The sequence below is a fragment of the Enterococcus sp. DIV0755f genome, assembly GCF_051713725.1.
Classification (GTDB): domain Bacteria; phylum Bacillota; class Bacilli; order Lactobacillales; family Enterococcaceae; genus Enterococcus_D; species Enterococcus_D casseliflavus.
The window spans coordinates 3,045,670-3,072,627 of record NZ_JBIOQL010000001.1 but is presented as its reverse complement, the minus strand read 5'-3'; the positions used below and the strand labels follow the sequence as shown (position 1 = coordinate 3,072,627).

The following is a 26,958-nucleotide window of genomic DNA, read 5'->3' as shown; positions in this document are numbered from 1 at the left end:
GATATTTCTGGGTTTACAAAATCTTTTTTCTCCGTTAGAATGAAATCATTAAGAAACCGATTGCGTAAATCGATTCAGGGAAGGAAGAAGGAAGATGAAAAAATTATTGAGCTTCGAATTTTGGCAAAAATTCGGAAAAGCGCTAATGGTGGTTGTCGCTGTTATGCCAGCCGCTGGTTTGATGATCAGTATTGGGAAAACGATCCCAATGATCAATGCCGACTGGGCATTTTTGATCACTACAGGAGGCGTCATTGAAAACATTGGTTGGGCAATTATTGGTAACCTGCATTTATTATTTGCATTAGCTATTGGTGGTAGTTGGGCTAAAGAGCGAGCTGGTGGGGCATTTGCTGCTGGGATCGCCTTTATTTTGATCAATCGGATCACTGGTTCGATCTTTGGCGTGACGAGCGCGATGTTAACCGAAGAAGGCGCCTTTACCCATACGTTATTTGGGACGAAGATCATGATCGACGGCTTCTTTACTAGTGTATTAGAAGCACCTGCTTTGAACATGGGTGTCTTTGTCGGGATCATCGCCGGTTTTGTGGGAGCAACAGCTTACAACAAATACTATAATTTCCGCAAATTACCGGATGCGCTTTCCTTCTTTAACGGCAAACGCTTCGTACCTTTCGTAGTGATTGCTCGTTCAGTAGTCGTCGCATTAGTGTTATCGATCGTTTGGCCCTATATTCAGGCAGGCATCAACAACTTCGGTTTATGGATCGCGCAATCACAAGAAAGTGCGCCCGTTTTAGCACCGTTCTTATTTGGAACCTTGGAGCGGCTGCTCTTACCATTCGGGCTGCATCACATGTTGACGATCCCGATCAATTACACCGAATTAGGTGGAACTTACACGATTCTTTCTGGCGCACAAGCCGGCACCCAAGTCTTTGGACAAGACCCATTATGGCTTGCTTGGGCAACGGATCTAGTGAACATGCGCAATGCTGGCGATACGTCACAATATCAATTTTTATTGGAAAACTTTGTTCCTGCCCGCTTTAAAGTTGGACAAATGATTGGTTCATCTGGGATCTTGATGGGCTTGTCTTATGCCATGTATCGCAATGTCGATGCGGACAAACGGCACAAATATACCTCTATGTATTTATCAGCTGCCATCGCTGTCTTCTTGACAGGGGTAACGGAACCGTTGGAGTTCATGTTTATGTTTGCTGCCGTACCGCTTTACATCGTTTATGCAGTCGTACAAGGGGCTGCGTTTGCGATGGCGGATATCGTCAACTTACGGGTCCACTCTTTTGGGAATATCGAGTTGTTGACCCGTACCCCAATGGCGATCAATGCCGGCTTAGGACAAGATTTGATCAACTTTGTGTTAGTGACTATCGTCTTTGGTGTTGGGATGTATTTCTTGGCCAACTTCTTGATCAAAAAATTCAACTTTGCAACACCAGGTAGAAACGGCAACTACGAAACAGAAGGAGCCAGCGATGCGCCAGCAACAGCTTCGGCGGATGGCAATTTGAACCCAGATTCGCAAGTCGTGAAAATCATTCATTTATTAGGCGGACGTGAAAATATCGCCGACGTTGATGCATGTATGACCCGTTTACGGGTCTCTGTGAAAAATCGAGAAGCGGTCGGCGATGAAAAAGCATGGAAAGCCGCAGGGGCTTTAGGCTTGATCGTAAAAGACAACGGCGTGCAAGCAGTCTATGGACCGAAAGCAGATGTTTTAAAATCAGACATTCAAGATATCTTAGATTCTGGTGTCACGATTCCCGAACCGACGGCTAGTCAAGCACCAGTAGAAACCACTACCCATCAAAGCCAAGGCGTCACAGCTGAACTAGCTGCCGTTGCCACTGGAGAAGTGATGCCGATCACCTCTGTCAAAGACCAAGTATTTGCGGAAAAAATGATGGGTGACGGTTATGGCGTGCGTCCAGAGCAGACGACAGTTGTCGCACCAATCAGCGGGAAAGTCACCAACATCTTCCCAACGAAACATGCGATTGGCTTGCTTTCTGATGAAGGCATCGAAGTATTGGTTCACATGGGCTTAGATACCGTTGACTTAAACGGTGCCCCCTTTACGGTAGCTGTCACTGAAGGACAACAAGTGGCGGTGGGTGACAAGTTAGCGGAGATGGATCTCGCTGCAGTAAGTGCTGCTGGCAAAGACACCACCATCGTTGTAGTGTTGACCAACAGCGATCAAATCGATTCCTTTGAATTGACCCAAATCGGCAAGCAACAAGCAGCCGCAGTTGTTGGAATCGTAAAACTATAATAAAATGACAAGCGGGTCGACTCTTTTGTTGACCCGCTCTCTTTTATTTTTTAAAGGAATCGTACAAGCAAACCGAGAGAAGGAGCCTTATTCATGAAGGTATTAACATTGAACACCCATAGCTGGTTAGAAGAAAATCAGCTCGAAAAATGCAAGATGATCGCAAAAGAGATTGCAACAGGCGACTATGACATCATCGCCTTGCAAGAAGTCAACCAAACGATCGCTGCTCAAACCATCGTTCCTGATGGGCTATATTGCCCCACAGATACGCTGGTGGAAATCAAGGAGGACAATTTTGCTTTACGCCTAGTGGAAGAACTGCAACTGTTAGACTGTGATTACTACTGGTCATGGACCTACAGTCACGTAGGCTATGACATTTACCACGAAGGCAATGCCTTATTGTCCAAACAGCCCATCATTGCCAAAGAATACCTTGCTTCACAAGCCACGGATGTCTGGGATCATACCACACGCAAAAACCTGAGCGGCGTGACTGAAGCCGATGGACAGATCGTACAAGTCGTTAGCTGTCATTTTTCTTGGTGGCAAGACGGTAAATTTGCCTACGAGTGGCAACAGACAGAAGCATTTTTAGCAGAACGGGCAAATACCTTATTGATCCTAGGAGATTTCAACAACGATGCGGCCAGTTCTGGTCATCAACTCGTCCTTGACAGCTCCTTACAGCTGCAAGACAGCTTTTTAACGGCTGCCGAAACGATCGGTGAAGCCTCTGTCGTTAAAGCCATTGATGGTTGGCAAGACAATCGAGAAGCATTGCGGATCGATTATGTTTTTGCATCCAATGACCTGCAAGCAACGGAATATGAAGTCGTTTTTGACGGAACGCGTACTCCGATCGTCAGCGATCACTTTGGAATCAAAGTGGTTTTTGCTTCAAAAACAGAGCCAAACTAGCAGAAGCGACAGCAAAAAAGCAGTGCCAACTGGCACTGCTTTTCTTTTTGGAGAAGTTAAATCGCTGATCGAACAAGGAGGAAAAAGAATAAACTCAATAAAAGAATGAATGCTAATGCCCCATAGGTAAAACTCTTTTCGCCCCAAGTTGCGTTTTCCTCCTGACTTGAAAGACTTCTTCTTGTAAAAAAGACGAGTCCTGCGCCGATGACATTCGCTGTCAGCAACTGCTGGAAGAAGATCAGGAATAAATACTGACCCAAAAGGCCTTTTTTACTCATGGAAAACCGTTGAATAAAGTACAGGCAAGCCCCTTGCAGCAAAAGGAGACTACTTAACAAGACCCCTAAAGCGGCTAACGGTTGCGAGTTGAGGTACTGGGCAAAGGTCATCCCATGGTTGAAGGCAGTCAAGGAAAGATAAAGATAGTAAGCACCGGCGATCAAAAGCCAATAACTCAGTAAAATCAATGGAAACGCCCATTTTCGTTTAGTCATGGTTGCCCTCCTGTAAAGTGAATAGTCCGTAGGAACGGATCAAATAATCAATCAAGCAGCTTAGTCCAATCAAAGACTGGCTAGGGATTTTCTTGCGACCGATTTGAAAAAAATCGCAATAATAGGTCAGGTGAAACGTTGAATGGCGAGCAAAATAATTATCTCCTGGCGCACTCAATGTCAAAACGGGAATCTGACGAATCGCAAAAGTCGTCAGATTCTCTTTGACGTTTTCTGTTTCGCCGCTCAGTGAGGCGATGATCACACAATCTTCGGCAGTGATCATCGGCATGACCATATCAAATTCCGTTTTGTTCGGCAATACGATCACTCGTTTTTCCATAGAAAGCATCATTTTGGAAAACTCCTCCAGTGCTTTCTTTTGGGAAAACCCAGTCGGGTAGCAGTAGATGGTTTTGCTGCGGTCAAACAAGCGGTTGAGGGCAGCTAAGTCTACCGTTTTTACATAGTTGAGGGTGGCGAAAATATCCTCTTGTTGCTTTTCAAAAATCGTTTTTTGCTGCGAAATCGTTGTTGTCTGTTCTTGCTGATGCCGTAGAAAATATTTGAACTCGGAATAGCCAGAAAAACCAAGTTTTTTCGTCAACCGTAAAATAGAAGACTTGGAGACGTGAACCTGCTCGGATAGCTCGACGATCCCCATAGATAGAACGGTGTCGCCGTTGGAAAGAATGTAGTTTAGAATGCCACGATCAAGTTCACTTAACTCTGATTGGTGCTGTTGAATCAAATACTGTAATTTCACAAAAACCCCTCCTTATTGATTAAGTATAGCTGAAAAGCCAGGAGGGGAGGCGAAGAACGCTGGCTAGTGTAATTCTGGCCAAAAGGCTTGATTTGCTTCAATCAATTCATCGAGTAATTCTTTGGCTACACGGGCATTTGGAACCACTTTTGAAAGAATCAGTGCTTGCCATAATTTCTGGTAAGAACCCTCTGCCCAAGCCTCCACGACTAATTTTTCTACGGCGACTTGTTGCTCCATCAATCCTTTTTGGAAGCGAGGGATCTTGCCTTGTGTGATTGGTTCTGCCCCGTTACTGCCGACGATACAAGGCACTTCCACCATTGCCTGCTCATCAAAGTTGACGATCGCTCCTTCGTTAGGCACGATCAACAGCATCCGTTCTTGCGTGTTATAAGCGATCGCTCGTGCAAGGTCCACGATGTAGCTGGCGTGTTCATCCACTTCAAGCGTGGTGTCAGTCGCTGTCTGGTTTTCTACGATGCGTTGGCATTCACCAAAGACGTGTTTTTCGCGGCCAGCCATGACTTCATTTGCCCGTGTAAAAGATGGGTTGGTGTGCGCCACTTCATCTTGAGGGAAAAAGTAATATTTCAAGTAGGTATTTGGCAAAGTGGATGGATCAACTTCGTACACTTCTTTTGCTTTGGCAAAGGTGTGCATCCAGCTGGCATCAGCATGTTGGCTCGCTTCGATTTCTTCTGGCAATGAATAGCCGTATTTTGCCACATGCGCCTGGATCTGCGGCAGCAAATCATTGCCAGCTTTGTCTCGTATATCTGTCCACCAGCCAAAGTGATTCAAGCCATAATAGCGAACCACCAACTCTTTGCGAGAAGCTAAACCGATCGCTTGCGCCATCCGTTCTTCGATTCCCACTGGCATATCACAAATATTAATGATCTTGGCATCAGGGCGCAATTTACGAGTCGCTTCTGCGACGATCGCTGCAGGATTGGAATAATTCAACATCCATGCATCAGGGGAATATTTTTCCATGTAATCGACTAACTCCAATACACCGCCGATAGAACGCATCCCATAAGCGATCCCGCCAGGACCACAAGTTTCTTGGCCGACCACACCATATTTCAAAGGGATTTTTTCATCCTTTTCGCGCATCGCATACAAGCCAACTCGGATATGCGCCATCACAAAATCGACATCCTGAAATGCGGTTTCGGGATCAGTGGTTGCTAAAAAGCTGATTTCTGGTGCGCGTTCTTTTAATAAAATCTCGCAAGCTTGTGCAACTTTTTCTTGTCGTTCTTCCAAATTGTCGTAAAACTTGATTTGGCGAATCGGGAAACGATCCAAGTGTTCCAAAAGCATCAAGACGATTCCTGGGGTAAAGGTACTGCCGCCTCCGGCGATCACGATTGAAAATTTTTTCATTTTTGTTTCCTCCTTAGTCTGATACAGCTAATAATTTTTCGAATTGTTCTCTCACTTGTGGCACATCCAGGCCAACGATCACTTGGAAGGCGTTGCCGTTGCGAACGACACCATGGGCACCAGCGCCTTTAAAGATGTCATCTGGCAGCACTTGGTCTTGATCTTTGACGGTGATTCTTAGGCGAGTGGCACAATTAGTGACTTTATCAATGTTGTCGCGACCGCTAAACCCTTCTAAGTAGACTGCGGCTTGTTCGGTGTAGCGATTGGCACCAGCCATCACTGGCGTTCCAGTGTTGGCTTGTTTTTCTTTGTAATCTTTTTTGGTGTACAGTTTGACTTCGCTATTGTTTTCTTCCCGTCCTGGTGTGGCTAACTTAAACTTGAGGATCAAGAAGCGGAAAACAAGGAAATAAAGGGCAGTAAAGGCTAACCCGATCACCAGCTGCGTGAAGATCATACTGCGATGATTTTGAAATAGCGGAATCCAGACCTTCGCCAACAGATCAATCAAGCCGCCCCCCATATCTCCAACGACCCCGAAGGCAAACATCGTTGCCGCCATGGTCGCTGCTAACACAGCGTGCACCGCAAAGAGGGGTGGTGAGATAAAGAGGAAGGTGAATTCCAATGGCTCGGTGATACCAGCTAAAACGGCAGTTAAAGTGGCAGGGATCAAAATCGCTAAGACCTTCTTTTTGTTTTCAGGCTTGGCTGTGAAATAAAAAGCAGCAGCGATCCCCGGTGCAGCAAAGATCTTAGAATTGCCATGTAAAGCAAAGCCCCCTTCAGGGAAAAGCTCTTTCAATGGTCTGGTGGATTGGGCAAATTCTTGTAAATGTGCCATCCAGTATTTGGAGATTCCTTCTTCGACGACAGCGGGACCAAAAACAAAGGGGGTATACACGAAATGATGGAGACCTGTGGGAATCAATATTCGCTCTAAGAAAGTATAGAGCCAGACCCCAAAGACCCCAGCACTTGCTAGAAACCCTTGCATGGACCCAATGCCAGCTTGGACTTTCGGCCAAATCAATGCGATCAAGAAAGCAACTGGCAGCATTAAAAAGAAACCGAGGATCACGACAAAGGAAGAGCCTTGGAAGATTCCGAGAAAATCAGGCAGCTTCGTATCGAAAAACTTGTTGTGAAGATAGACGACGATCGCCGAAATAAAAATTGCTCCGATAATACCAGTATCTAATGTTTTGATGCCAGCGATCATTTTCAAGCCACTCTCACCGCCGGGATCAGCTGCAAAGTTGACACCGAAGAAGTTACCAAAGTACTCGATCATGCCAGAAATAAAATAATTACAAGTAATATAGACGACAAAGGCTTCCATTGCCGCTCGCGCATTGGCTTTTTTTGCGAGACCGATCGGTAATCCAATGACAAATAATAATTCCATTTGGTTGAAGACCGTCCACGCTCCGTTTTCAATGATCGTCCAAATGTTGTACCAAGTAGAGCCTTCAGTGGCGATGCTCCCCACAAGCATCGGATTTTTAAAAATAATACACAGCGCGACCATGATCCCTGAAAAGGAAAACAAGAGGACCGGGGTAAACATCGCACCGCCAAACCGCTGAACTTTTTCCATCATAATTTCTTAACATCTCCTTTCAATTTTTACTACAACCTCAGTATAGAAAAGAAAGATAGCGGTTACAATAAAGCGAGGAAGCATAGGAACGTAGAAGCAAACAAAGAGAAAAAGTGGCAACTGCGGGGAAATTTCCCATAAAAAAACAAACCTGCGAAAAACAGGTTTGTTTGCTACGTACGTGTATTTAAATTTCGACGTTGCCATAACGATTGGCAAGGGCGGTGCGGATCAAGCGCTCTGCCAAATGCTCATTTCTTGCAAGGAGCGGTCCGTGGAAGTAAGAGCCGAACACATTGCGGTAAACCACGCCTTCGGTTTGGTCTTCGCCATTGTTTCCTTGTCCTTGGATGACTTTCCCCAATGGTTTTTCCCCTTTACCTAAGAAAGTACGGCCATTATGGTTTTCAAAGCCATAATAGGTCTCATCGAATTCTTCATTGTGGATCACGATGTCACCGATGAATCGGTTGTTTTCTTGGCTTAAGGTGTAATGATCCAAGGCGCCGATCCCATTGATTTTCTCACCGTTGGCACCGATGTAGTAATGACCCAGCAATTGATAGCCGCCGCAGATCGCCAGCATGACGCCATCATTTTCGATATAGCTGGTCAGGGCTTCTTTTTTTGATTGGATATCTTGTGAAACGATCACTTGTTCAAAATCTTGTCCGCCACCGAAGAAGACGAGATCATATTTTTCAGGATCGAAGGGCTCGTGAATGCTGACGACTTCTGCGTTGAAGGTCACGCCTAGTTTTTCGGCCACGTAGCGCAGCATCAAGAGATTGCCGTTGTCGCCATAAGTATTCAAAAGATTTCCATACAAGTGGGCAACATTCAGTTGATACTTAGTCACGACTCATTCCTCCTTTGATATAGCCTTTTTCCGCAAGCTTTTTGCGTAGCTGCAAGACTGCAGTGTAAGTCGCTAAAATATAGACTTTTTCTGTTGGTAAGTCTGCGATTTGCTTGATGACGTCATCAAGTTCAGGGGTTTCAATGATTTTTTCTTCAGGGATCCCCGCAACTTTTAGCCGCAACGCCATATCTTTGTGACGATCACCACCAGCGATCACTTGAGGAATCCCCATATCGGCAAACGCTTCATGGTCGCCATCCCAAATCCAGCTGACGTCGATCCCATCTGCGTAGTTGGCATTCAACAAGCTGACTAGCGAGAAAGGATAGGGCGACAGGCCGATCATATCGATGACTTGGTTCAAACCAACAGGGTTTTTAACTAAGACTAACGTACATTCTTTGTCCCCAATGCGGATCACTTCTTGACGACCAAAGACTTTTTCGTCATAGGCCAAACCAGATTTGATTTTTGCAGGTGCTACGCCATAATATTCCGCAACCGCAGTTGCCGCCAGCGCATTGTAGACATTGTACATCCCACCAACTTCGATGCGATAGTCATTGCCATCGATCACAAAATCAGCAGAGGTGTTGTCCATTGCGGTCATTTCCGTCAGTTTATAATCCAATTCTGGTCGATGGAAGCCGCAATTTGGGCAGTAGTATTTTCCAAGATTGGCATAGGTGATCATTTTATAGTGTAAAATGTGATGACACTCAGGACACAACACGCCATCCGTATTGTAATGGGCCATCTGCTCTTCATCTGGCAAATGATCAAATCCATAGTATTTCCGCGGATTGACAGTTGCTACCGAATTGAACAGTGGCGAATCCCCATTGCAGAGGATCGTAGCTTCTGGTGAGTTTGCGGCACCTTCAACGATCATTTTATAGGTCGTATAGATCTCGCCATAACGGTCCATTTGATCGCGGAAAATATTAGTGAAAACGAACAATTCCGGTTTGATGTACTTCGTTACTTTGCTGAGACTGGCTTCATCGATTTCTAAAACCGCGAATTTTTTGCCTTTTTTAGGGCGTGCCGATAGAAAGGTTGAAACGATCCCTTGGACCATATTGGCGCCGGTGGGGTTCGTCAATACTTCATCAAATTCTTGGCGCAAAATATTGACAGTCAAGGCAGTCGTCAATGTTTTGCCGTTGGTGCCTGTGATCACGACGACTTGGTAATCTTTCGCCAAATGATCTAATATATGTGGATCAACTTTTAATGCTAATTTACCAGGCAGGCTTGAGCCGCCTTTGAAAAAGTTCTTTAATACCCATTGAGAGGTCTTACCGACTGAAACAGCCAGATGACTTCGTATTCCCATAATGTAACCCTCCATTAGAGCGAATGCTTTCATTGTGCAAATTCAATTTATCATACCATATACCAAGAAAAAGGTTAAATTGCTTTTGCGATTCTTTAAATTTCTGCAAAGACCATCCTGATAAATGGCTCTTTTACTTGCGATGATCAAAGGCTTGAAAAGCAAAACAGCAAACCTTCTGCCAGGTTTGCTGCTGCTTTAACCGATAATGATTTTTTCCGTTGGGTACTCGTAGCCTAAGTCACGTGTTTCTTTTGGTACGAATAACATCAAGGTGTACAGCATACCGACACGGCCGATAAACATCAAAAGAGCAATCACGAGTTTGCCGATGGTTGATAAATCGCCCGTGATTCCTAAAGAAAGCCCTGTGGTTCCAAATGCCGAGGAAACTTCAACAATGATGGCGATCAAAGGGATATCCTCGATGGCGGTCAAGAATAAGACACAAAAGAAGCACATACCCATCGAAAGCATGAAGACTACCACTGATTTGCGGACGTCATCTTGATCGATGCGGCGACCGAAGATATTGATATTGTCCTCACTTTTCAAGAAGGCATAGAGGTACAGCCCAATGATGGCAATGGTCGTCGTCCGAATCCCCCCGCCAACAGAGCTGGGACTACAACCAATAAACATCAGCAAGGAGAAAACGATCAACGTCGTGGTTTGAAAGTTGCCTAAGTCATGGATCTGCAGGCCAGCATTCCGCGTTGTCATGGAATAAAACATGCTGTTCATCCACATACCGCTAAAGCTGTAATCTTTGAACAAATAATCTTTCTCAAGGAAAAAGATCGCTAATGTACCGCCGACAAAGAGGATCACGAAAGCCAAAACAGCAATTTTTGTGAATAATGAAAAGCGAAACGGCAAGCGGCGGCGTTGTTTTTTCATTTTAAAAAGGACCCATTCCCGAAAGTCCATAATTACTGGAAATCCGATCCCCCCGATAAAAATCAAAATCATGATACACGTCAGGAAGAAATAATCATGAGAAAACGGCAAGATGGAATTGCCCGTCACATCAAACCCTGAGTTGGTCACAGCAGAGATCGCTTGATAAAATCCATAAAAGATCGCATCTCGCCAATTGTCATAATAGCCGTAAAGATGAAAATAAACAGCAAAGATCGTGCCTGCTACCACCTGACAAAGCAAGATGATTGTAAACGTCGTTCGAATCATCCGAACGATCCCACTAAGCTTTGGCTGATTCATATCCGTCATGATCAACTGGCGCTGCTTTAAACTGATTTTGCGCCGTGAGACGATCGCAAAAAAGGTCGAGATCATCATGATCCCTAAACCGCCGACTTGAAAGAGGACTTCCAATAAGATGACCCCGTGGTCGTTAAACACGTCATTGATCGGAAAAGTAGTCAGCCCAGTGACACTGACCGTGCTGACCGCCATAAAGAACAGATCGATAAACGCGACATGAGAGCCGGGTTCTCGAAAGAAGGGGAGTGAAAAAAGCCCCAAAGAGACCACCGTCATCACGATATAATAAAAAACAATCACTTGGATTGAAGACACGTTCTGGGAAATAAACGTCTTGCTCCTGCGCTGCGTCAAGCGGGCAAAGCGGGTAAAGTTCATTACAAAAAACCCCTCACTAAATAAACTATCCCCAGTATACCAAAGAACCAAGTAGATTTGAAAGAAAGCAGGATAGAATTCATGAGCAGCAGAAATTGTGCAAGGAAAAGCTTTTGGAAAGTATCGTTGGGTTAGAGGACACGATCAGGCTGTGGTTCTTGCGGCAGCTTGATTGCTTAAGAAACTTAAAAACTCGAAGCAAATCAGTAAGGATTTCACGATTTCAGAAGAAAACGCTGGCAATTTATGAGAAGATAAAAGAAGAAAAAGATAGCAGCGACGATCCGCACGGAACAATAGCGAGAAAGCGGACAAAAAAGCGCATCAAATTTTTTGAAAATCGAGACGGAAATGGGGAGTATCATGAAAGACGTAAAAATTATTTTTTTCGATGTTGATGGCACACTGATCGATATGAGCAAAAAGCAAATCTCTGAAAGAATGTTAGCCACATTAAAAGCCTTGAAGAAGCAAGGGATCCTGTTGTGCATTGCGACTGGCAGAAGTCCCATCGCGTTGCCGCAATTTGAAGGCGTGACCTTCGATGCGTTTTTGACCTTTAACGGGTCGTATTGTTTTAATCAAGCCGAGGGGATCCACCAAAACCCCATTCCTAAAAAAGATGTTCAGCAAATCATTGAAAATGCGACGGCACTCAAGCGTCCAGTAGCGATCGCTACGAAGGACCGAACGGTTGCCAATGGCAAAGATGCTGATTTAGTTGAGTATTTTTCCTTTGCCCACCAAGAAGTGATCGTGGCAGAAGATTTTGATGAGGTGATCCAACAGCAAGACATTTTTCAAGTGATGCTAGGCTCAGGGAAAGAAGACTACGCCAAAGTGATGGCAAATACCACGGAGGCGATAATCACCGCCTGGTGGGATCGCGCAGTCGATATTATTCCAGCCAGCAGTGGGAAAGGAAGCGGCATTGCCAAAATGCTGGCTTACTATGGCTTGGATAAATCTGAAGCCATTGCCTTTGGCGATGGCAACAATGACATTGAGATGCTGGAGGCAGTCGGCTGGGGTCTCGCAATGAATAATGCCTCGGATGAGTTAAAAGCAATCGCCGATGAAGTGATCGGTCACGTAGCCGAGGAAGGCATTTATCATTACTGCTTAGAAAACGGGTTGCTGGGTGAAGTCGTGCAGTGATGGGCAATGCGCCAGTTGCTGTCGCCCGCTAAGAATATGCGCAGCCAGGATCGCTACTGCGTGTCTGTTTGATCAAATAAAAAAACTGTTTCCGAAATGTATTAGGGAAACAGTTTTTTTGATATAAAGCTGTTTAGCAATGTGTACGGTTTACAGCGCCTCCACCGCTTCGATCGCCTGATAGACTTTTTCGGGTGTGATCGCAGGATCGATCAAAATAAAGGTTTCATCTTCTTTGACAGCATAGGTCAGAACCGAGGAGAAGTAATCCCGATCAAGGCGTGTCACGTGGAGATCCTTCAGCTTCATTGGCAAGTGCAAAGCTTCGTAAAATGGCCGTAATTCTTCAATCACATCAAAATCATTGGTATAGGCAAGCTGGACCCAAATGCAGTAGGCGACTTTATTGCCGTGCAAGACACTATGGGTCTCACTCAAATAAGACAAGCCGTCATGCAGCGCATGCGCACCAGACGTACGGCCAAATTCGACTGCAAAACCACCAACTTCGCCTGCCAAAGCAATGATCGCATCGGTGATGCGGGCAAAGGCGGGGGTCAGCTGCCCGACTTCTAGGTCTTTGACAGCTTGGATCGCATCGGCAATCAACAAGTTTTTGATCAAAAGAGCGCTTTGGAAACCTAGCCGTACTAAGGCAGTCTTGTCGTCTTCTGCCATGTTGCGGACGATGGCTTCCATTTCATAATATTTGGCTAACGTATCAGCGATCCCAGCGATAAAGTAATCAACGGGTGTAGCTAGTAAAAAACGGGTGTCGACGATCGTCATGTAGGCACCTTTTTTGGCATAGTCGATTTTACAAATCGTATGATCGGGGTAATAGGCGACGATCACCGGGGTAAAGGGTGCACAGTTGGAAACCAATGTAGGGATCACGATCAATTCTGCGCCAAGGGTTTGGGCGGTGATTTTTGCTGTATCAGCGACCTTGCCGCCGCCGATTGCCACCACGGCATCCGCTTGCTGGATCGCTTCAGCTAAGGCTTGCGCATTTTCATAACTCGATGATCCATCGTAGCGGTAGATCGGGTAGTCAAATGAATGGGGGTAATAGGCTGAAAACACATCGAATGACTGCTCCCCAGTGATCACAGCAACTTCTTGGAACTCACTTAAATACTCTGGCAAATCAGATAAGACCCCATCGCCAGTAATATATCGATTAGGACCTGGACGGACTTCATTGGCTAACATCAAACAAACACTCCTTTATAATCGTCAGAATTTTCTAATCAGTGTATCGCGAAAATGCCCTGACTGTCAATTTCCTTTTGGCAAAAGAAACAGAAAACAGCCGATCTGCCTTGGGAGCAAATCGGCTGTTAATGATGAATCGGGAGGCATGCTCCAAAAATGTTAGGCCCAGTTTTGGCGAATAAAGCCAGCTCGACCGGAGCCTTCGCTATAAGCATTGTAATGGGCTGCATTTTTCTTGTAAAAATCTTGATGGTAGTCTTCTGCAGGATAAAAAGGTTCTGCTGGTTCGATCTTCGTTACGATCGGACGGTCAAAGCGGCCGCTAGCTTGCAACTGCGCCTTTGATTTTTCCGCAATCGCTTTTTGTTTTTCACTATTGTAAAAAATTACTGGACGATAGGAATCACCACGGTCGGCAAACTGACCAAACGCATCCGTGGGGTCTGTCTGCTGCCAATAAATGGCAACCAATTCTTCATAAGAGATGACCTCAGGATCAAAGGTAATCTCAACTGCTTCGGTGTGCCCGGTGGTTCCTGTCGTTACTTGTTGGTAGGTTGGGTTAGGCACATGGCCGCCAGTAAAGCCAGAAACTACTTTGAGGATGCCTGGCTGCGAGTCAAAAGGTTTCACCATGCACCAAAAACAACCGCCAGCAAAAATTGCCGTATCTTTCATAGGTATTCCTCCTTTGCTTCTATGGTATGCTTCTAGTAGAGAAAAACAAGAGATATGCTTAGAAAACAGGGCAATGAAGAAAGGAAGTTTGCATGGAAAGTATTTTGATTTTACTTCGAGGTAATTCTGGCAGCGGCAAAACCACTATTGCCAGAGCTGTTCAACACATTTTCGGTGAGAAAGCAGTGTTGATTTCACAAGATGTTTTTCGCAGAGAAATTTTTTGTGTCAAAGATAGCCCCAATAATTTAGCAATCGGTTTGATGAAAGAAGCCGTCTTGTATGCGAAGGGGAAAGTGCCATTGGTACTTGTTGAAGGAATTTATTCTCGTGAAAAATACCAAGACTTTCTCGACTTTCTGATTCAACTCTTTCCCGAAAGTAATCTCGTTTATTATTTTGATCTTTCTTTTGAGGAAACGGTCAAAAGACATCAGACCCGAATGCAGCGAGACCATTTTTCCGAGGAGAACATGCGTGAATGGTGGCTTGAGCGTGACTTGCTTTTCCCGCAGGAGTCTTTAAAGGAAAGGCTGATTAAAGAAGGGCAAACGATAGCAGAAACGGTCAATCAGATCATGGCTGACTATGAAGAAATAAGAAGGCGGGATTGACTGTGGCGCTAGTCATTGAACAAGGAAACGAGCAAGAATTGGCTGCTTTAGAATCAGCGTTAACAGCGTATACAAAGCACCAAAAACCATTTACGCAAACAGAAACCTATCAGAGCTTCAGTTGTGTAATCAAAAAAGAGGGGATGGTGATTGCTGGTGGCATTGGCTATGCCTCGATGTATCACATCGGTTATCTTGACATCCTGTGGGTCAAAGCATCCGAGCGGGGGAAAGGGTATGGTAAGCAGATTCTTACTGCTCTTGAACAGCAGTTGAAAGCATTAGCTGTGAAAATTGTCAGACGGCAACCTTTGATTTTCAAGCGCCTGATTTTTATCAGCGATTGGGCTATGATGAAATTGGGAGAATCGCCCATACGCAAAATCAGCTAACAGAAATTTTTCTAGTAAAGAAATTACATGATTGATTCCAAATTGATTCTCAAATAAACCTTTGAACAAGGAAAAAAACAATGAAAGAGAGGCACAACCAATGTTAGATAAATCAATTCCATATGCAGAAATCTGGATGAAGCGAGCGCACAAAAGCACACCGATCCAGCCTGTTCAATCCGATAACTATTCATTACGCAGCTACCAAGCAGGAGACGAAAGGCACTGGGCACGGATCGAAACATCCGTCGGAGAGTTTGACAATGAGGCCGAGGCATTGGCGTATTTTGAAAAAGAATTTATGCCTGAGCAAGCACAGCTAGGACAGCGAATGTTTTTTGCCCTTGATCAATCAGGTACACCGGTCGGTACGGCTACCGCTTGGAAAAAAGCCAAGCAAGACGGCACACCGGTTCCACTAGTCCATTGGGTAGCAGTAATGCCGCAAGCTCAACGTCAAGGGATCGCTCGCGGCTTGGTCACGCAAGTCGTTTCTGTCTTGGAGGCAGCCAACGAGCCGATGTATCTTCATACGCAAACCTGGAGCCATGCAGCAATCACGCTCTATCAGCAGCTCGAATTTGTGATCATTGCAACGGATATCAATGGGAATGAAAATCCAGAATATTCGCTGGCTTGTCAAGTATTGGCAGAAGTTGCTCAAAAAGCCAGAAACGAGTAAGAGATGGCGGCGGCAAAAAATCCGTTAATTTTTCGTAAAACTCTTGCGTAAAAGGCGGCAGGTGTCGAATTTAAGTCTGTAAAAATTCTCCTTTTTCAAGTATAATACCAAAGGAGTATGAGGAAGGATGGGCGAGATGGCACAGCTTTTTTTTAAATATGGCGCAATGAATAGTGGGAAAACGATCGAGATACTGAAAGTTGCTCACAACTATGAAGAACAAGACAAACCAGTCGTGATCATGACAAGTGGATTGGACACGAGAAGCGGTGTGGGAAATGTTTCAAGTCGCATCGGCTTAGAACGAGACGCGATCCCGATTTTTGATGAAACGGATCTGTTCCATTTGATCAAAGACCTCGGTTACAAACCTTATTGTATTTTGATCGACGAAGCACAGTTCCTAAAGAAGCATCATGTGCTGGCTTTCACCAAAATCGTGGACGAGTTAGGTATCCCTGTGATGGCCTTTGGTTTGAAAAATGATTTCCGCAATGAATTATTTGAAGGCTCAAAATACTTGTTGCTTTACGCAGATAAAATCGAAGAGATGAAAACCATCTGCTGGTTCTGTCATAAAAAAGCAACCATGAACTTGCACTATATCGACGGAAAACCCGTTTACGAGGGCGACCAAGTACAAATCGGCGGTAACGAAGCGTATTATCCTGTTTGCCGCAAACATTACTTTCACCCGGGAATGAAAAAAGAAGGAGAATAATCAATGTACGATCAGTTACAAGCAATCGAAGACCGTTACGAAGAATTAGGCGAATTACTAAGTGATCCAGCCGTGATCTCTGACACCAAACGCTTCATGCAGCTTTCAAAAGAAGAAGCCAATACACGGGAAACGGTGGAAGTCTACCGTCGTTACAAAGAAGTCGTTGAGGGAATCAAGGATACCGAAGAAATGCTCGGGGAAAACCTTGATGCGGAAATGGCAGAGATGGCCAAAGAAGAACTCTCTGACTTGAAAAAAGAAAAAGATGTTTTAGAAGAACGCATCAAAATCTTGTTATTGCCCAAAGATCCGAATGATGACAAAAACATCATCATGGAGATCCGTGGTGCAGCAGGCGGCGATGAAGCAGCCTTATTTGCTGGCAATCTTTTCAATATGTATCAAAAATATGCGGAAAACCAAGGCTGGAAAGTCGAAGTCATGGATGCCAACGTCACTGGGATCGGTGGGTACAAAGAAGTCATCATGATGATCACTGGCGACAACGTCTTTTCAAAATTGAAATATGAGAGCGGCGCCCACCGAGTGCAGCGGGTACCGTCTACCGAATCACAAGGCCGAATCCATACGTCTACGGCAACGGTCGTGGTTATGCCCGAAGCTGAAGAAGTCGAAATCGATATCGCAGACAAAGATATTCGGACCGATATTTACCATGCCTCTGGTGCTGGTGGTCAGCACGTCAACAAAACAGCCTCTGCTGTTCGTCTGACGCACTTGCCAACAGGGATCGCTGTTGCGATGCAAGATGAGCGTTCACAGCTGAAAAACCGTGAGAAAGCGATGAAAGTCTTGCGGGCGCGGGTCTATGACCAAATGCAGCAAGAAGCACAAAGTGAATACGATGCAAACCGTAAATCAGCAGTGGGTACCGGCGATCGTTCTGAACGGATTCGCACCTATAACTTCCCGCAAAACCGCGTAACAGATCACCGTATCGGGTTGACTATTCAAAAATTGGATCAAATTTTAGCTGGAAAACTCGATGAAATTGTTGATGCACTGATCGTTTACGATCAAACATCAAAATTAGATGAGATGCAAAATGGCTAAAACCTATCGAGAAGTCCTTTCACGGGCTTCTTCTTTTTTAGAAACGAAAGGGCTGGACGGGTATGCGATCCAATACCTGTTTTTACAGCGAAAAAACTGGCAGCAACTCGATTGGCTGCTGCAGATGGACCAACCCATCTTAAGGGAAGATGAGGCACAGATCACAGCAGATCTTGAGCAGCTGCTGCAGCATGAACCACCGCAATATTTATTAGGGTATGAAGAATTTTATGGGCATCGCTTAAAAGTGACCCCTGCAACCTTGATCCCGCGTCCAGAAACCGAAGAGCTGGTGGAAAAGTGTTTGGCAAAATTACCAGCAGATCAGCCGCTGCGAGTCGTAGACATCGGCACAGGTACTGGAGCGATCGCCATTGCCTTAAAATTGGCACGTCCGCAGTGGGCCGTAAGTGCCGTGGATCTTTCAGCAGAGGCATTAGCCGTTGCTAAAGAAAATGCGGCAGCCTTAGGCGCGGAGATTCGCTTTTTCCAAGGAGATACCTTAGAGCCCGTGGCAGATCAGCAATGGGATCTGATCGTTTCCAACCCACCGTATATCAGCGCTGAAGAGTGGCCGCTGATGGATATCAGCGTAAGAGAAAAAGAGCCTAAAATGGCGCTTTTTGCTCAAGAACAAGGATTGGCGATCTATAAGCAATTGGCACAGCAAGCACCGAATTGTTTGGCGCCTAACGGGCAAATGGCGCTAGAAATCGGCTTTCAGCAAGGATTAGCTGTTCAACAGCTTTTTGCAGCCGCTTTTCCCAACAAAGAAGTCACCGTAGTAAAAGATCTTGCGGGTCAAGACCGGATGGTGTTCGTCAGTCATCCACAAGATGTGGATAAATAATTTTTTTTTGCTACAGAAAAATTGCAAAAACCTTATGAAATGAACGACTTCTAAATAAACCGAGTTATAAACAGGGTTATCCACACTTGACAAACGACTTATCCACAAAATGTGGAAAAGAAACGAGAAAATGTTGATAAGTGTGGAAACTTCTCAAAAAAGGATGTGGATAAATTGTGGAAACAAAAATTTTTGATCAAACACAGTTGAACGAAGCCGCAGCTATTTTAGCTGAGGGGGGATTGGTGGCGTTCCCGACGGAAACCGTCTATGGACTAGGGGCTAGCGCGCTTTTGCCCACGGCTGTTGCGCAAGTATATCAAGTCAAAGGGCGACCTAGTGACAACCCTTTGATCGTTCATATTGCCGAACCAGAGCAGTTGGAACCGTTTGTGGATAACAAGCATCCTTTTGCTGATAAATTGATGGAAACTTTCTGGCCTGGGCCCTTAACCTTGATCTTTTCGATCAAAAAAGACAGTTTACCTAGCATTGTTACTGGCGGCTTATCCACAGCGGCTTTTCGGATGCCAAACAACACCAAGACGTTAGCGTTGATCAAACAAGCCCAACAGCCATTGGTTGGCCCTAGCGCGAATACTTCTGGTAAACCAAGCCCAACATCAGCTGCGCATGTTCAGCATGATCTGGCAGGCAAAATCGCTGGCATCTTGGATGATGGGGTGACGCAGATCGGTGTCGAATCAACGGTCTTAGATTTGAGTGACCCAACGGCGCCGCCGATCATCTTACGTCCTGGTGCGATCTCTAAAGAACAGCTTGAAGCAGTTTTACAAACAAAAGTCCTCGTCGATCAGCACTTAGTAACAGAAAGTGAAGCACCCAAAGCGCCGGGCATGAAATACAAGCACTATGCACCGAATACCAACGTCATGATGGTCAATGACCAAGATTGGCCGGCAGCCATGGCTTGGGCAAAAGAACAGCAGTTTAAGGTAGGGGTTTTAGCTGGACCAACGATCGCCGAGCAAGTCCGCTTTGAAGCTGCAGCCATCTATTTATTTTTTGATGACAGTGTGGAAGCCGCGACAAAAGGGCTGTTTGCTGGTTTACGGGCGTTAGATGAATCGATTGCTGAGTTAGATGTCTTATTTGCACCCACGTTTCCAGAAAGCGGCTTAGGGGCTGCTTATATGAATCGGTTGAAAAAAGCTGCAAATCAAAGTTTCTTTCAAGAAAATTAGCAAAAAACCAGAATTCATTATAGGTAGCTTATGAAGAAATGTGATACAATGCTACCATTAAGGTAAAGGGGTGTTGTAAGCATGGATTATCAAACGTTTGATCCCGAATTGTGGCAAGCGATCGAAAAAGAAACGAATCGTCAACAAAACAATTTGGAATTGATTGCGTCTGAAAATATCGTTTCAGAAGGTGTAATGGCTGCGCAAGGTAGTATTTTGACAAATAAATACGCTGAGGGTTATCCAGGTCGTCGTTACTATGGCGGTTGTGAATTTGTTGATGTGGTAGAAAACTTAGCAATTGAACGGGCGAAAAGTATTTTCGGTGCGGCATATGCCAATGTTCAACCGCATTCTGGTTCTCAAGCCAACACAGCAGCTTATTTAGCGTTGATCGAAACAGGCGATACAGTATTAGGGATGGATCTTTCCGCAGGCGGTCATTTGACTCATGGCTCACCAGTGAATTTCAGCGGCAAGACCTATAATTTTGTTAGTTATGGTGTTGATCCTGCAACAGAAGTCATCGACTACAATGTCGTTCGTATTTTGGCGCGTAAGCATCAACCGAAACTGATCGTTGCTGGTGCCAGTGCTTACTCACGTACGATCGATTTTGCGAAGTTCCGTGAAATCGCTGATGAAGTTGGCGCAAAATTGATGGTGGATATGGCGCATATCGCTGGTTTAGTAGCGGCTGGTCTTCATCCAAACCCAGTTCCTTATGCGGACATCACGACTTCTACGACCCATAAAACATTACGCGGCCCTCGAGGCGGCTTGATTTTAACAAATGATGAAGACTTAGCGAAAAAAATCAATAGTGCCGTTTTCCCTGGTATCCAAGGCGGCCCATTAGAGCACGTGATCGCAGCGAAAGCTGTTGCTTTTAAAGAAGCACAAGATGAGTCGTTCAAAGAGTACTCTGAGCAAGTCATCCGCAATGCACAAGCAATGGCGAAAGTCTTCAACCAAGCACCACAAGCCCGCTTGGTCTCTGGTGCAACAGACAATCACCTATTATTGATCGATGTGCGCGGCTTTGATTTGAACGGCAAAGAAGCAGAAGCTTTGCTGGATCAAGTCAATATCACCGTCAATAAAAACTCGATTCCTTTCGAATCATTAAGTCCTTTCAAAACGAGTGGGATTCGCGTGGGGACACCAGCGATCACTAGTCGTGGCTTTAAAGAAGAAGATTGTGTCGAAGTGGCGAAATTGATCGTCAAAGTTTTAGAAAAACCAAATGATGAAGCCGTTTTGGCAGAAGTCACGGCGCAAGTCAAAGAATTGACGGACAACTATCCACTTTATAAAAATAAATAAAAGGGGACTGTGACAGAAGTTAAGGTCAGACAAGACGTCTCACGCGTTTTTCCTGCGCTATAGCTCTTTGATCACCGAAAGTGAAAAAGGGGCTAGAATGAACGCAGAGGCGCTTCTCATGCCGTCTTGTCTCCTTCCTTCTAACGCAATCCTTTTTTTGAGGAAAAGCAGTATTGCCTGTGGCAGATGGTTGTAACAAGAGCCGATTTGCTTTAAAATAAGAGAAAAACCAAAGGAGATTTTTTTAAATGGGTAAATTTCAAGTAATCGATCACCCGCTGATCCAACACAAATTAACAATGATCCGCGACAAGAACTGTGGAACAAAGGTTTTCCGTGAAGTTGTTAATGAAATCGCAATGTTGATGGCGTATGAAGTGTCTCGCGACATGCCGCTTGAAGATCTAGTGATTGAAACACCAATTGAAGAATCAACACAAAAAACACTATCTGGTAAAAAGGTAGCGATCATTCCGATCCTGCGCGCAGGTCTAGGCATGGTTGATGGTATCCTTGAATTGATCCCAGCCGCAAAAGTTGGTCATATCGGGATGTACCGTGATGAAGAAACGCTAGAACCACACGAATACTTCGTAAAATTACCTGAAGACATCGATGAACGTCAATTATTTATCGTTGACCCAATGTTAGCTACGGGCGGTTCAGCGATCATGGCGATCGACGCACTGAAAAAACGCGGCGCTTCAAACATGAAATTCGTCTGCTTAGTTGCTGCACCAGAAGGCGTGAAAGCATTGCAAGATGCCCATCCAGATGTTGACATCTATACTGCAAATCTTGATGAACGCCTAAATGAACACGGCTATATCGTTCCTGGTTTGGGCGATGCCGGTGACCGTCTATTCGGTACAAAATAAATCAATACAAATAAGACAAAGGCACCTGAAGTTTTGCCTCGTCAATGATGCCATGGAAGAAGATCGACAGCCAAAACGGTTCGATCGGTTATCCATGGCTTTTTTTAGCTTTTCATAAAATCAGACAATGAAAAAAGGAGAAAATCAACTGATTTTCTCCTTGCATTAAACGGGTTATAGTTTGGTTAATTGTTTGTAATTGATGATCAATACACCATTACTTTGCGAAACTAATTTCTGGTTTTCTGGGGTTTCGTTCAGCTCGACCACCGCAGAGTTTTTCAACTGCTTTGTGATGGTACCAGTTTGTTTCTTCCCATGGAACGTGAACATGACAGGAGTAGCGACCTCAAACGTTGAACCTTCTTGTGACGGGACAATTGTTGTTTCGAATTTACCAAATGTTGCCATGTAAAAACCTCCTTGATACTTCTATTATATCACAATTTTCGGAAAATTTCAGTAAGTAGATTTTTTTCAGCAGACCTCTTTACAAAACAACCGTTTTTGCATATAATTTTCTTTGTGCCATACAACGCCAGCTTAGCTCAGTTGGTAGAGCAACGCACTCGTAACGCGTAGGTCACAGGTTCGAATCCTGCAGCTGGCATAAGAAAAGAAAAACCATGAATCTTCTTTTAGAGGATTCATGGTTTTTCTTTTGCATGCGATAAGTAATCTCAATTTTTTCTGGTTTACCCGGTAACTGTTTTTATTCGCCCATTAGCATTACATGGCATGTCCTATTTCGCACACGATTTTGATCGAAATCAACAAAATAGATATAGCCTACGGAACCGATCTCTAGCTTGCCGTTACTTAAAATAAAGCTTTCGCTTGCACCGAAAAAACTCGAGCGAATATGTGCATCGCCGTTTAAAATCGTTGCTGGATCTGTTGGGTAGTTTGGATCGTCCAGACTCATCAAAAATTCTAAATGCTTTGGTCCAGGATAACGGTAATCGGTATTTTCTGATAACTCACGAGGAATAATCTTATCGAGAATTCGGTTTAAATCAACTTGAAGAAATTCATCTCCGTTAAAGTCTGTATCATGCATGTATTCTTCAAAGATAACCGAACAGGTCGTATGAGGAGACTGTACGAGACAGATTCCATTTGAAATTCCACTTTTTTCAACCATCGTTTTCACTTCTTCTGTGATGTTGTGGTAAGACACTCGATTCCCGTTAGAAGTTAACGTCAGTTGCTCTTTTAAAAATTTCACAGTGTTAATCCTCCTTTTTATACTTCACCGCTTGTTTGATCATTTCTGTAAGGGTTTGAACTGGATCTTCTGCTTGCACAATGCCGCTTGTCCCCCCAGTGCCATCAGCCCCTGACGACAAAGCTTTTTCAACATCGGCAGCACTAGATATACCAGCTGCCTGCAGAATTAGGATTTCTGGATCAATTTCACGAACAACACGATTTGTTTCCGTCATGTATTGAAGATCACTGGTTTGTCCTGTCCCAATTAGTTCTGTTGGCTCGCAAACCATCACATCGGGTTTTAGGGAAGCTGCGGCTCTTGCTTCAGTCAATGAATTCGCACAAACAATTGTTAAAATTCCCAATTCATTTGAGCGTTGCATCGCTTTAGTCAGTTCTTGCAATGTCATGGGGTGTTCAGCATGGTTTAAAAAGGTAGCTTCAGCACCGGCTTCTGCCACTGCTTCGGGTAAAACATAACCCATTCCTCGACCGATTTCGATTCCGTCTAAATGTTGAACAGTGATGAATAAATGTGTTGTTGCCTGTTTAATTAGAGAAACGTCTGCTTGTTGCACAGTAAATAGAATGTCGATGTCATATAAAGACGACAACTCATCAGCAGCTTTTGCCAATGCCAATGCTTGTTTTCCATAAAGATAGGCTTTGGGATTGACGACAAAGAATGGCGTTCTTAAAGTTCTTTTTTTCATTAGCTTTCTCCTTCACGATAAGATTTGGTATGAAAGACTGTAAAATAGTGCTCGAGTGTCTTGGACATTCCATTGCTTGCTGAGTGAAGTAGATCGAAATAGTCATTTGGTTGATTTTTGTGAATTTCATTCATAGCAGCAGTGACGAAGTCCGTAAAAATATTTATTTTACGGATACCTTCTAAGGCACATTTTTCAAGGTTTTCATCGCCAGAAGAGGATCCGCCATGCAGAACAAGAGGAACATTGACGGCATGGTGTATTTCATTTAAAACGTCAAAATTTATTTTGGGTATCCCTTGATAATGTCCGTGAGAGGTGCCAATAGAAACTGCCAACGAATCAACACCGGTTAATTTGGCAAATGCAACAGCCTCAGAAGGTTCTGTGTAAATAGATTGACTATTTAGGGCTGATTCCAGACTGTTTTCCGACCCAACGTGCCCGATTTCCGCTTCAACAACGACACCATTTTTATGAGCGTAATCGGCGATCTCCTTTGACCGACGGACATTTTCTTCGAATGACTCCTCAGAAGCGTCAATCATTACGGAAGTAAAACCTAAATGAATGGCTCTTTTGATGACCTCTTCATCGGTACCGTGATCTAGGTGCAGAGCGATAGGTGTAGTGCTTTTTTTTGCTAAAAATTTTCCAATCATGGCAGCCTCTTCTAAAGTCAACATGTTCATATGGGATTGAGCGAAGGCCAATATCAAAGGTTTGTTCAAACTTTCAGCAGTTTCCGCGTATGTTCTTGCACTAGTTAAGTCGAAAAAATTTGCTGCGGGTAATGCATAGTTGTGTTTTTCTGCATGTGCGAATAGTTCTTTTGTTGTGACCAACATAGGGCATTCTCCTTACTCTTTGATTTTCTTTTCGATTTCCGCGTACATCTCTTCTGTACCAATCCCTGTTAAGAGCGGTAGCCCCATAATTACACGATCTTTGATTGAGTCTGGAACAACCGTTGTACTCACCACGATGTCATAGTTATCAATTTTATTCATCTCATCTGCCACTTTGGATTGATACAGTTTCACTTGATTAGTTAATCCTTTTTCTTTCAGCCATTCTTTTACCTTATTTGTTACAATTGTTGAAGTTGCAACACCTGTACCACACATAATCAGTAATTTTTTCATTATCATTTCCTCCTATTATTTCGATGTTTGTTTCTTGGGACGAATTTTATTTACATAAATCAATCCAAACAAAACAGAGACGCCAATTATGGCTAAACCGCCCCAGCTTAATATTTTGGTTAAGCCGACATAAAGGAATGTGGTCCATAAACCACCTTCAGCCATAGCAGTGATCATAGAGTTTCCTTGTAGATCAAAGTTTGCGGATCGAGCAGCAGTAGTGACAAGCGGTGCTGCCCACGAAGTAATATATAGAATGCTTACCATATAAATCGTTCCAGCAATTACTGTTCGAATGATGTTTCCTCCAAAAACAGCAGCCATCAAGCAAATCAGAAAGGGAATAGTTGCTAAATCACCAAAAGGCAAGGTCGTATTGCCAGGTAGAACTACGGCTAACAAAATAGTGATCGGAACTAAAAGCAATGAGGAAGATAGAACAGCTGGATGACCAACCGATAATGCTGCATCCATACCGATGTAAAGCTCTCTTCCAGGAAACCGTTTTTTGACGAATTCATTTGCAGATTCAGAAATAGGCGTTAGACCTTCCATCAGTAAAGCCACCATTTTGGGCATCAAAACCATCACAGCGCCTGTTTGGACGGCTAATTGGCCGACACCTGCTGTGTCATATCCGGCAAGTATTCCCATGATAAGACCAATCAAAAAGCCCATAACAGTAGAGTCGCCAAAGACACCAAATTTTTTCTGAATGGTTTCTGGATCTGCTTTCCAATCTTTTAGTCCTGGAATACGATCAAAGAGCCAATTCATAGGTAGTGCAAAGATGAATCCTGGTGCGGCGGTACCATGAGGAAAAGTAATATTAGGAAATCCGTAGAACTTATTAATGATCGGACCTAAAATATCTCCCATTAAAAGAATCATCATCAAATAGATGACGGTCGCCGCGATTCCCATTGCAAAATCTCCAGTGAGGGCATAAATCAGAGAAGAGATGAAGGCTGCGTGCCAAATATTCCAAATATCTACATTCAATACTTTAGTCAGCCCTAAAATGATGAGTAGAACATTTAGGACCACACCAATCGGAATCGCAAGACTTCCTAAAATCGTCCCGTAAGAAATTGCCGCTGCGGCAGGCCATCCGACATCAATCGTTGTCAAATTTAATCCTAAACGTTCAACCATATGCTGTGCTGCGGGACCCAAACTGCTGCTTAGAAGGTCAATCACCAAATTCAATCCAACAAACCCAACACCAACAGTTAAGGCTGAAGTAAAGGCTTTGCTAGGTTTTGTCCCCAAAATTATTCCAAAAATAAAAATTAAAATCGGCAAAACAACGATTGAACCTAGATCAACGAACCACTGTAATGCATTTAACATAATTGTTCCTCCTTTTTATTGCAGTCCATTTTTTTCAATAATCGAAAGATACGCTTCTTTAGTCGTTACTGAGGATAGGGCTTCCAAAACCCCGGGTGTTTGAAACATAGAGATAAGATTTTGCAGCATACCCAATTGCTCATGTGGTTCCTTCAGTGCAAGCATGAACAACAGGGATACATCGATTTTCTTTTCTTGTGAACCCATTTCAATAAATGAAAGGGGAGAGGCAAGTGACATAAAAGCGACTTGGGATCGTAAAACAAATTTGCTGTCCGTGTGTGGGATCGCTACCCCAATGCCGTTGATTTTTAAACCTGTAGGAAAGGTTTCTTCTCGCTGTACGATATTTTGATAGAACTGATCATTTACACAATGAGTTTTGATGAGTTCGTCTGCTAATAGTCGAAAAGCTTCCTCTTTGGTTTTAGAATCTTTTTCAAGTAACACGATTTGGTGATCAAAAAACATGA

The 26,958-nt window shown here is 44.1% G+C and carries 28 protein-coding genes and 1 tRNA gene; 13 read left to right on the top strand and 16 right to left on the bottom strand.

Features of this window, described 5'->3' with window-relative positions:
* Positions 1–94: 94 nt before the first annotated feature.
* Complete coding sequence (locus IGI73_RS14125; protein ID WP_005227848.1) at positions 95–2,269, top strand: PTS transporter subunit IIBC; 2,175 nt, start codon at positions 95–97, stop codon at positions 2,267–2,269.
* Positions 2,270–2,362: 93 nt separating this feature from the next.
* Positions 2,363–3,193 carry an endonuclease/exonuclease/phosphatase family protein gene (locus IGI73_RS14120; protein WP_428206789.1) on the top strand — a complete coding sequence of 277 codons (831 nt, stop codon included), beginning with the start codon at positions 2,363–2,365 and terminating at the stop codon, positions 3,191–3,193.
* 56 nt (positions 3,194–3,249) lie between these two features.
* Here IGI73_RS14120 and IGI73_RS14115 read toward each other — a convergent pair whose 3' ends face one another.
* The 7 genes from IGI73_RS14115 to IGI73_RS14085 all read right to left on the bottom strand — a co-directional run bounded on the left by IGI73_RS14115 (position 3,250) and on the right by IGI73_RS14085 (position 11,314).
* The gene (locus tag IGI73_RS14115; protein ID WP_005233546.1) at positions 3,250–3,690 is read right to left on the bottom strand and encodes a hypothetical protein; all 441 of its coding nucleotides are present in this window, start codon (positions 3,688–3,690) and stop codon (positions 3,250–3,252) included.
* Positions 3,683–4,456, bottom strand: coding sequence for a MurR/RpiR family transcriptional regulator (locus tag IGI73_RS14110; protein WP_194193487.1), 774 nt, complete (start codon positions 4,454–4,456; stop codon positions 3,683–3,685). Before IGI73_RS14110 ends, IGI73_RS14115 begins: the two co-directional genes overlap by 8 nt.
* A 63-nt stretch (positions 4,457–4,519) precedes the next feature.
* Positions 4,520–5,851 (bottom strand): 6-phospho-alpha-glucosidase, encoded by a 1,332-nt coding sequence (locus IGI73_RS14105; protein ID WP_008379332.1) that lies wholly within the window; start codon positions 5,849–5,851, stop codon positions 4,520–4,522.
* 13 nt (positions 5,852–5,864) lie between these two features.
* Complete coding sequence (locus tag IGI73_RS14100) at positions 5,865–7,457, bottom strand: alpha-glucoside-specific PTS transporter subunit IIBC (protein ID WP_428206786.1); 1,593 nt, start codon at positions 7,455–7,457, stop codon at positions 5,865–5,867.
* A gap of 187 nt (positions 7,458–7,644) precedes the next feature.
* Positions 7,645–8,316 (bottom strand): type 1 glutamine amidotransferase, encoded by a 672-nt coding sequence (locus IGI73_RS14095; protein ID WP_005227859.1) that lies wholly within the window; start codon positions 8,314–8,316, stop codon positions 7,645–7,647.
* Positions 8,309–9,658: a Mur ligase family protein gene (locus IGI73_RS14090; RefSeq protein WP_005227862.1), complete on the bottom strand. Its 1,350-nt coding sequence runs from the start codon at positions 9,656–9,658 to the stop codon at positions 8,309–8,311. The genes IGI73_RS14095 and IGI73_RS14090 overlap by 8 nt, the downstream gene beginning before the upstream one ends.
* Positions 9,659–9,856: 198 nt before the next feature.
* Positions 9,857–11,314: a TrkH family potassium uptake protein gene (locus tag IGI73_RS14085; protein WP_223597487.1), complete on the bottom strand. Its 1,458-nt coding sequence runs from the start codon at positions 11,312–11,314 to the stop codon at positions 9,857–9,859.
* 312 nt (positions 11,315–11,626) lie between these two features.
* Between IGI73_RS14085 and IGI73_RS14080 the strand changes: the two genes are divergently transcribed.
* On the top strand, positions 11,627–12,421 hold the full coding sequence (locus IGI73_RS14080; protein WP_428206785.1) for an HAD family hydrolase: 795 nt from the start codon (positions 11,627–11,629) through the stop codon (positions 12,419–12,421).
* Positions 12,422–12,571: 150 nt separating this feature from the next.
* Here IGI73_RS14080 and IGI73_RS14075 read toward each other — a convergent pair whose 3' ends face one another.
* Both IGI73_RS14075 and msrA read right to left on the bottom strand, forming a co-directional pair.
* On the bottom strand, positions 12,572–13,636 hold the full coding sequence (locus tag IGI73_RS14075) for an iron-containing alcohol dehydrogenase family protein (RefSeq protein WP_428206784.1): 1,065 nt from the start codon (positions 13,634–13,636) through the stop codon (positions 12,572–12,574).
* 162 nt (positions 13,637–13,798) lie between these two features.
* On the bottom strand, positions 13,799–14,317 hold the full coding sequence (msrA, locus tag IGI73_RS14070) for a peptide-methionine (S)-S-oxide reductase MsrA (RefSeq protein ID WP_428206783.1): 519 nt from the start codon (positions 14,315–14,317) through the stop codon (positions 13,799–13,801).
* Positions 14,318–14,409: 92 nt separating this feature from the next.
* Here msrA and IGI73_RS14065 point away from each other — a divergent pair, with 92 nt between their 5' ends.
* The 9 genes from IGI73_RS14065 to upp all read left to right on the top strand — a co-directional run bounded on the left by IGI73_RS14065 (position 14,410) and on the right by upp (position 22,062).
* On the top strand, positions 14,410–14,931 hold the full coding sequence (locus IGI73_RS14065; protein WP_284590727.1) for an AAA family ATPase: 522 nt from the start codon (positions 14,410–14,412) through the stop codon (positions 14,929–14,931).
* Between the two features lie 2 nt (positions 14,932–14,933).
* Positions 14,934–15,323 carry a GNAT family N-acetyltransferase gene (locus IGI73_RS14060; protein ID WP_428206781.1) on the top strand — a complete coding sequence of 130 codons (390 nt, stop codon included), beginning with the start codon at positions 14,934–14,936 and terminating at the stop codon, positions 15,321–15,323.
* A 100-nt stretch (positions 15,324–15,423) separates the two neighbouring features.
* Positions 15,424–16,005: a GNAT family N-acetyltransferase gene (locus tag IGI73_RS14055; protein WP_428206780.1), complete on the top strand. Its 582-nt coding sequence runs from the start codon at positions 15,424–15,426 to the stop codon at positions 16,003–16,005.
* A gap of 136 nt (positions 16,006–16,141) precedes the next feature.
* Positions 16,142–16,726 (top strand): thymidine kinase, encoded by a 585-nt coding sequence (locus IGI73_RS14050; RefSeq protein WP_005227882.1) that lies wholly within the window; start codon positions 16,142–16,144, stop codon positions 16,724–16,726.
* A 3-nt stretch (positions 16,727–16,729) separates the two neighbouring features.
* Positions 16,730–17,803, top strand: a complete 1,074-nt coding sequence (gene prfA, locus IGI73_RS14045) for a peptide chain release factor 1 (protein ID WP_428206778.1) — start codon at positions 16,730–16,732, stop codon at positions 17,801–17,803.
* On the top strand, positions 17,796–18,653 hold the full coding sequence (gene prmC, locus IGI73_RS14040; RefSeq protein WP_428206777.1) for a peptide chain release factor N(5)-glutamine methyltransferase: 858 nt from the start codon (positions 17,796–17,798) through the stop codon (positions 18,651–18,653). The genes prfA and prmC overlap by 8 nt, the downstream gene beginning before the upstream one ends.
* A gap of 176 nt (positions 18,654–18,829) precedes the next feature.
* Positions 18,830–19,858: an L-threonylcarbamoyladenylate synthase gene (locus tag IGI73_RS14035; RefSeq protein WP_016609911.1), complete on the top strand. Its 1,029-nt coding sequence runs from the start codon at positions 18,830–18,832 to the stop codon at positions 19,856–19,858.
* A gap of 81 nt (positions 19,859–19,939) precedes the next feature.
* Entirely contained in the window at positions 19,940–21,184 is a 1,245-nt protein-coding gene (glyA, locus tag IGI73_RS14030) for a serine hydroxymethyltransferase (protein ID WP_005227890.1), read from the top strand.
* A 248-nt stretch (positions 21,185–21,432) separates the two neighbouring features.
* A complete protein-coding gene (upp, locus tag IGI73_RS14025; protein WP_005227894.1) occupies positions 21,433–22,062 on the top strand; it encodes a uracil phosphoribosyltransferase in 630 nt (209 codons plus the stop codon).
* A 174-nt stretch (positions 22,063–22,236) separates the two neighbouring features.
* Here upp and IGI73_RS14020 read toward each other — a convergent pair whose 3' ends face one another.
* A complete protein-coding gene (locus IGI73_RS14020) occupies positions 22,237–22,473 on the bottom strand; it encodes a hypothetical protein (protein ID WP_005227896.1) in 237 nt (78 codons plus the stop codon).
* A 126-nt stretch (positions 22,474–22,599) separates the two neighbouring features.
* On the opposite strand from IGI73_RS14020, the gene IGI73_RS14015 reads away from it, so the two are divergent.
* A tRNA-Thr gene (locus tag IGI73_RS14015) sits at positions 22,600–22,672 on the top strand.
* Between the two features lie 102 nt (positions 22,673–22,774).
* Here the strand turns inward: IGI73_RS14015 and IGI73_RS14010 are convergent.
* The 6 genes from IGI73_RS14010 to IGI73_RS13985 are packed head-to-tail and all read right to left on the bottom strand — an operon-like array spanning position 22,775 to position 26,956.
* The gene (locus IGI73_RS14010; RefSeq protein ID WP_005227898.1) at positions 22,775–23,290 is read right to left on the bottom strand and encodes a YjbQ family protein; all 516 of its coding nucleotides are present in this window, start codon (positions 23,288–23,290) and stop codon (positions 22,775–22,777) included.
* Between the two features lie 4 nt (positions 23,291–23,294).
* Positions 23,295–23,987 (bottom strand): triose-phosphate isomerase, encoded by a 693-nt coding sequence (locus IGI73_RS14005; protein WP_249850389.1) that lies wholly within the window; start codon positions 23,985–23,987, stop codon positions 23,295–23,297.
* Complete coding sequence (locus IGI73_RS14000; RefSeq protein WP_225001289.1) at positions 23,987–24,835, bottom strand: class II fructose-bisphosphate aldolase; 849 nt, start codon at positions 24,833–24,835, stop codon at positions 23,987–23,989. The genes IGI73_RS14005 and IGI73_RS14000 overlap by 1 nt, the downstream gene beginning before the upstream one ends.
* A 12-nt stretch (positions 24,836–24,847) precedes the next feature.
* Positions 24,848–25,132, bottom strand: a complete 285-nt coding sequence (locus IGI73_RS13995) for a PTS sugar transporter subunit IIB (RefSeq protein ID WP_428206776.1) — start codon at positions 25,130–25,132, stop codon at positions 24,848–24,850.
* Positions 25,133–25,147: 15 nt separating this feature from the next.
* Positions 25,148–26,485, bottom strand: a complete 1,338-nt coding sequence (locus IGI73_RS13990; RefSeq protein WP_010749081.1) for a PTS galactitol transporter subunit IIC — start codon at positions 26,483–26,485, stop codon at positions 25,148–25,150.
* A gap of 15 nt (positions 26,486–26,500) precedes the next feature.
* Positions 26,501–26,956, bottom strand: a complete 456-nt coding sequence (locus tag IGI73_RS13985) for a PTS sugar transporter subunit IIA (protein ID WP_005233600.1) — start codon at positions 26,954–26,956, stop codon at positions 26,501–26,503.
* Positions 26,957–26,958: the final 2 nt, after the last annotated feature.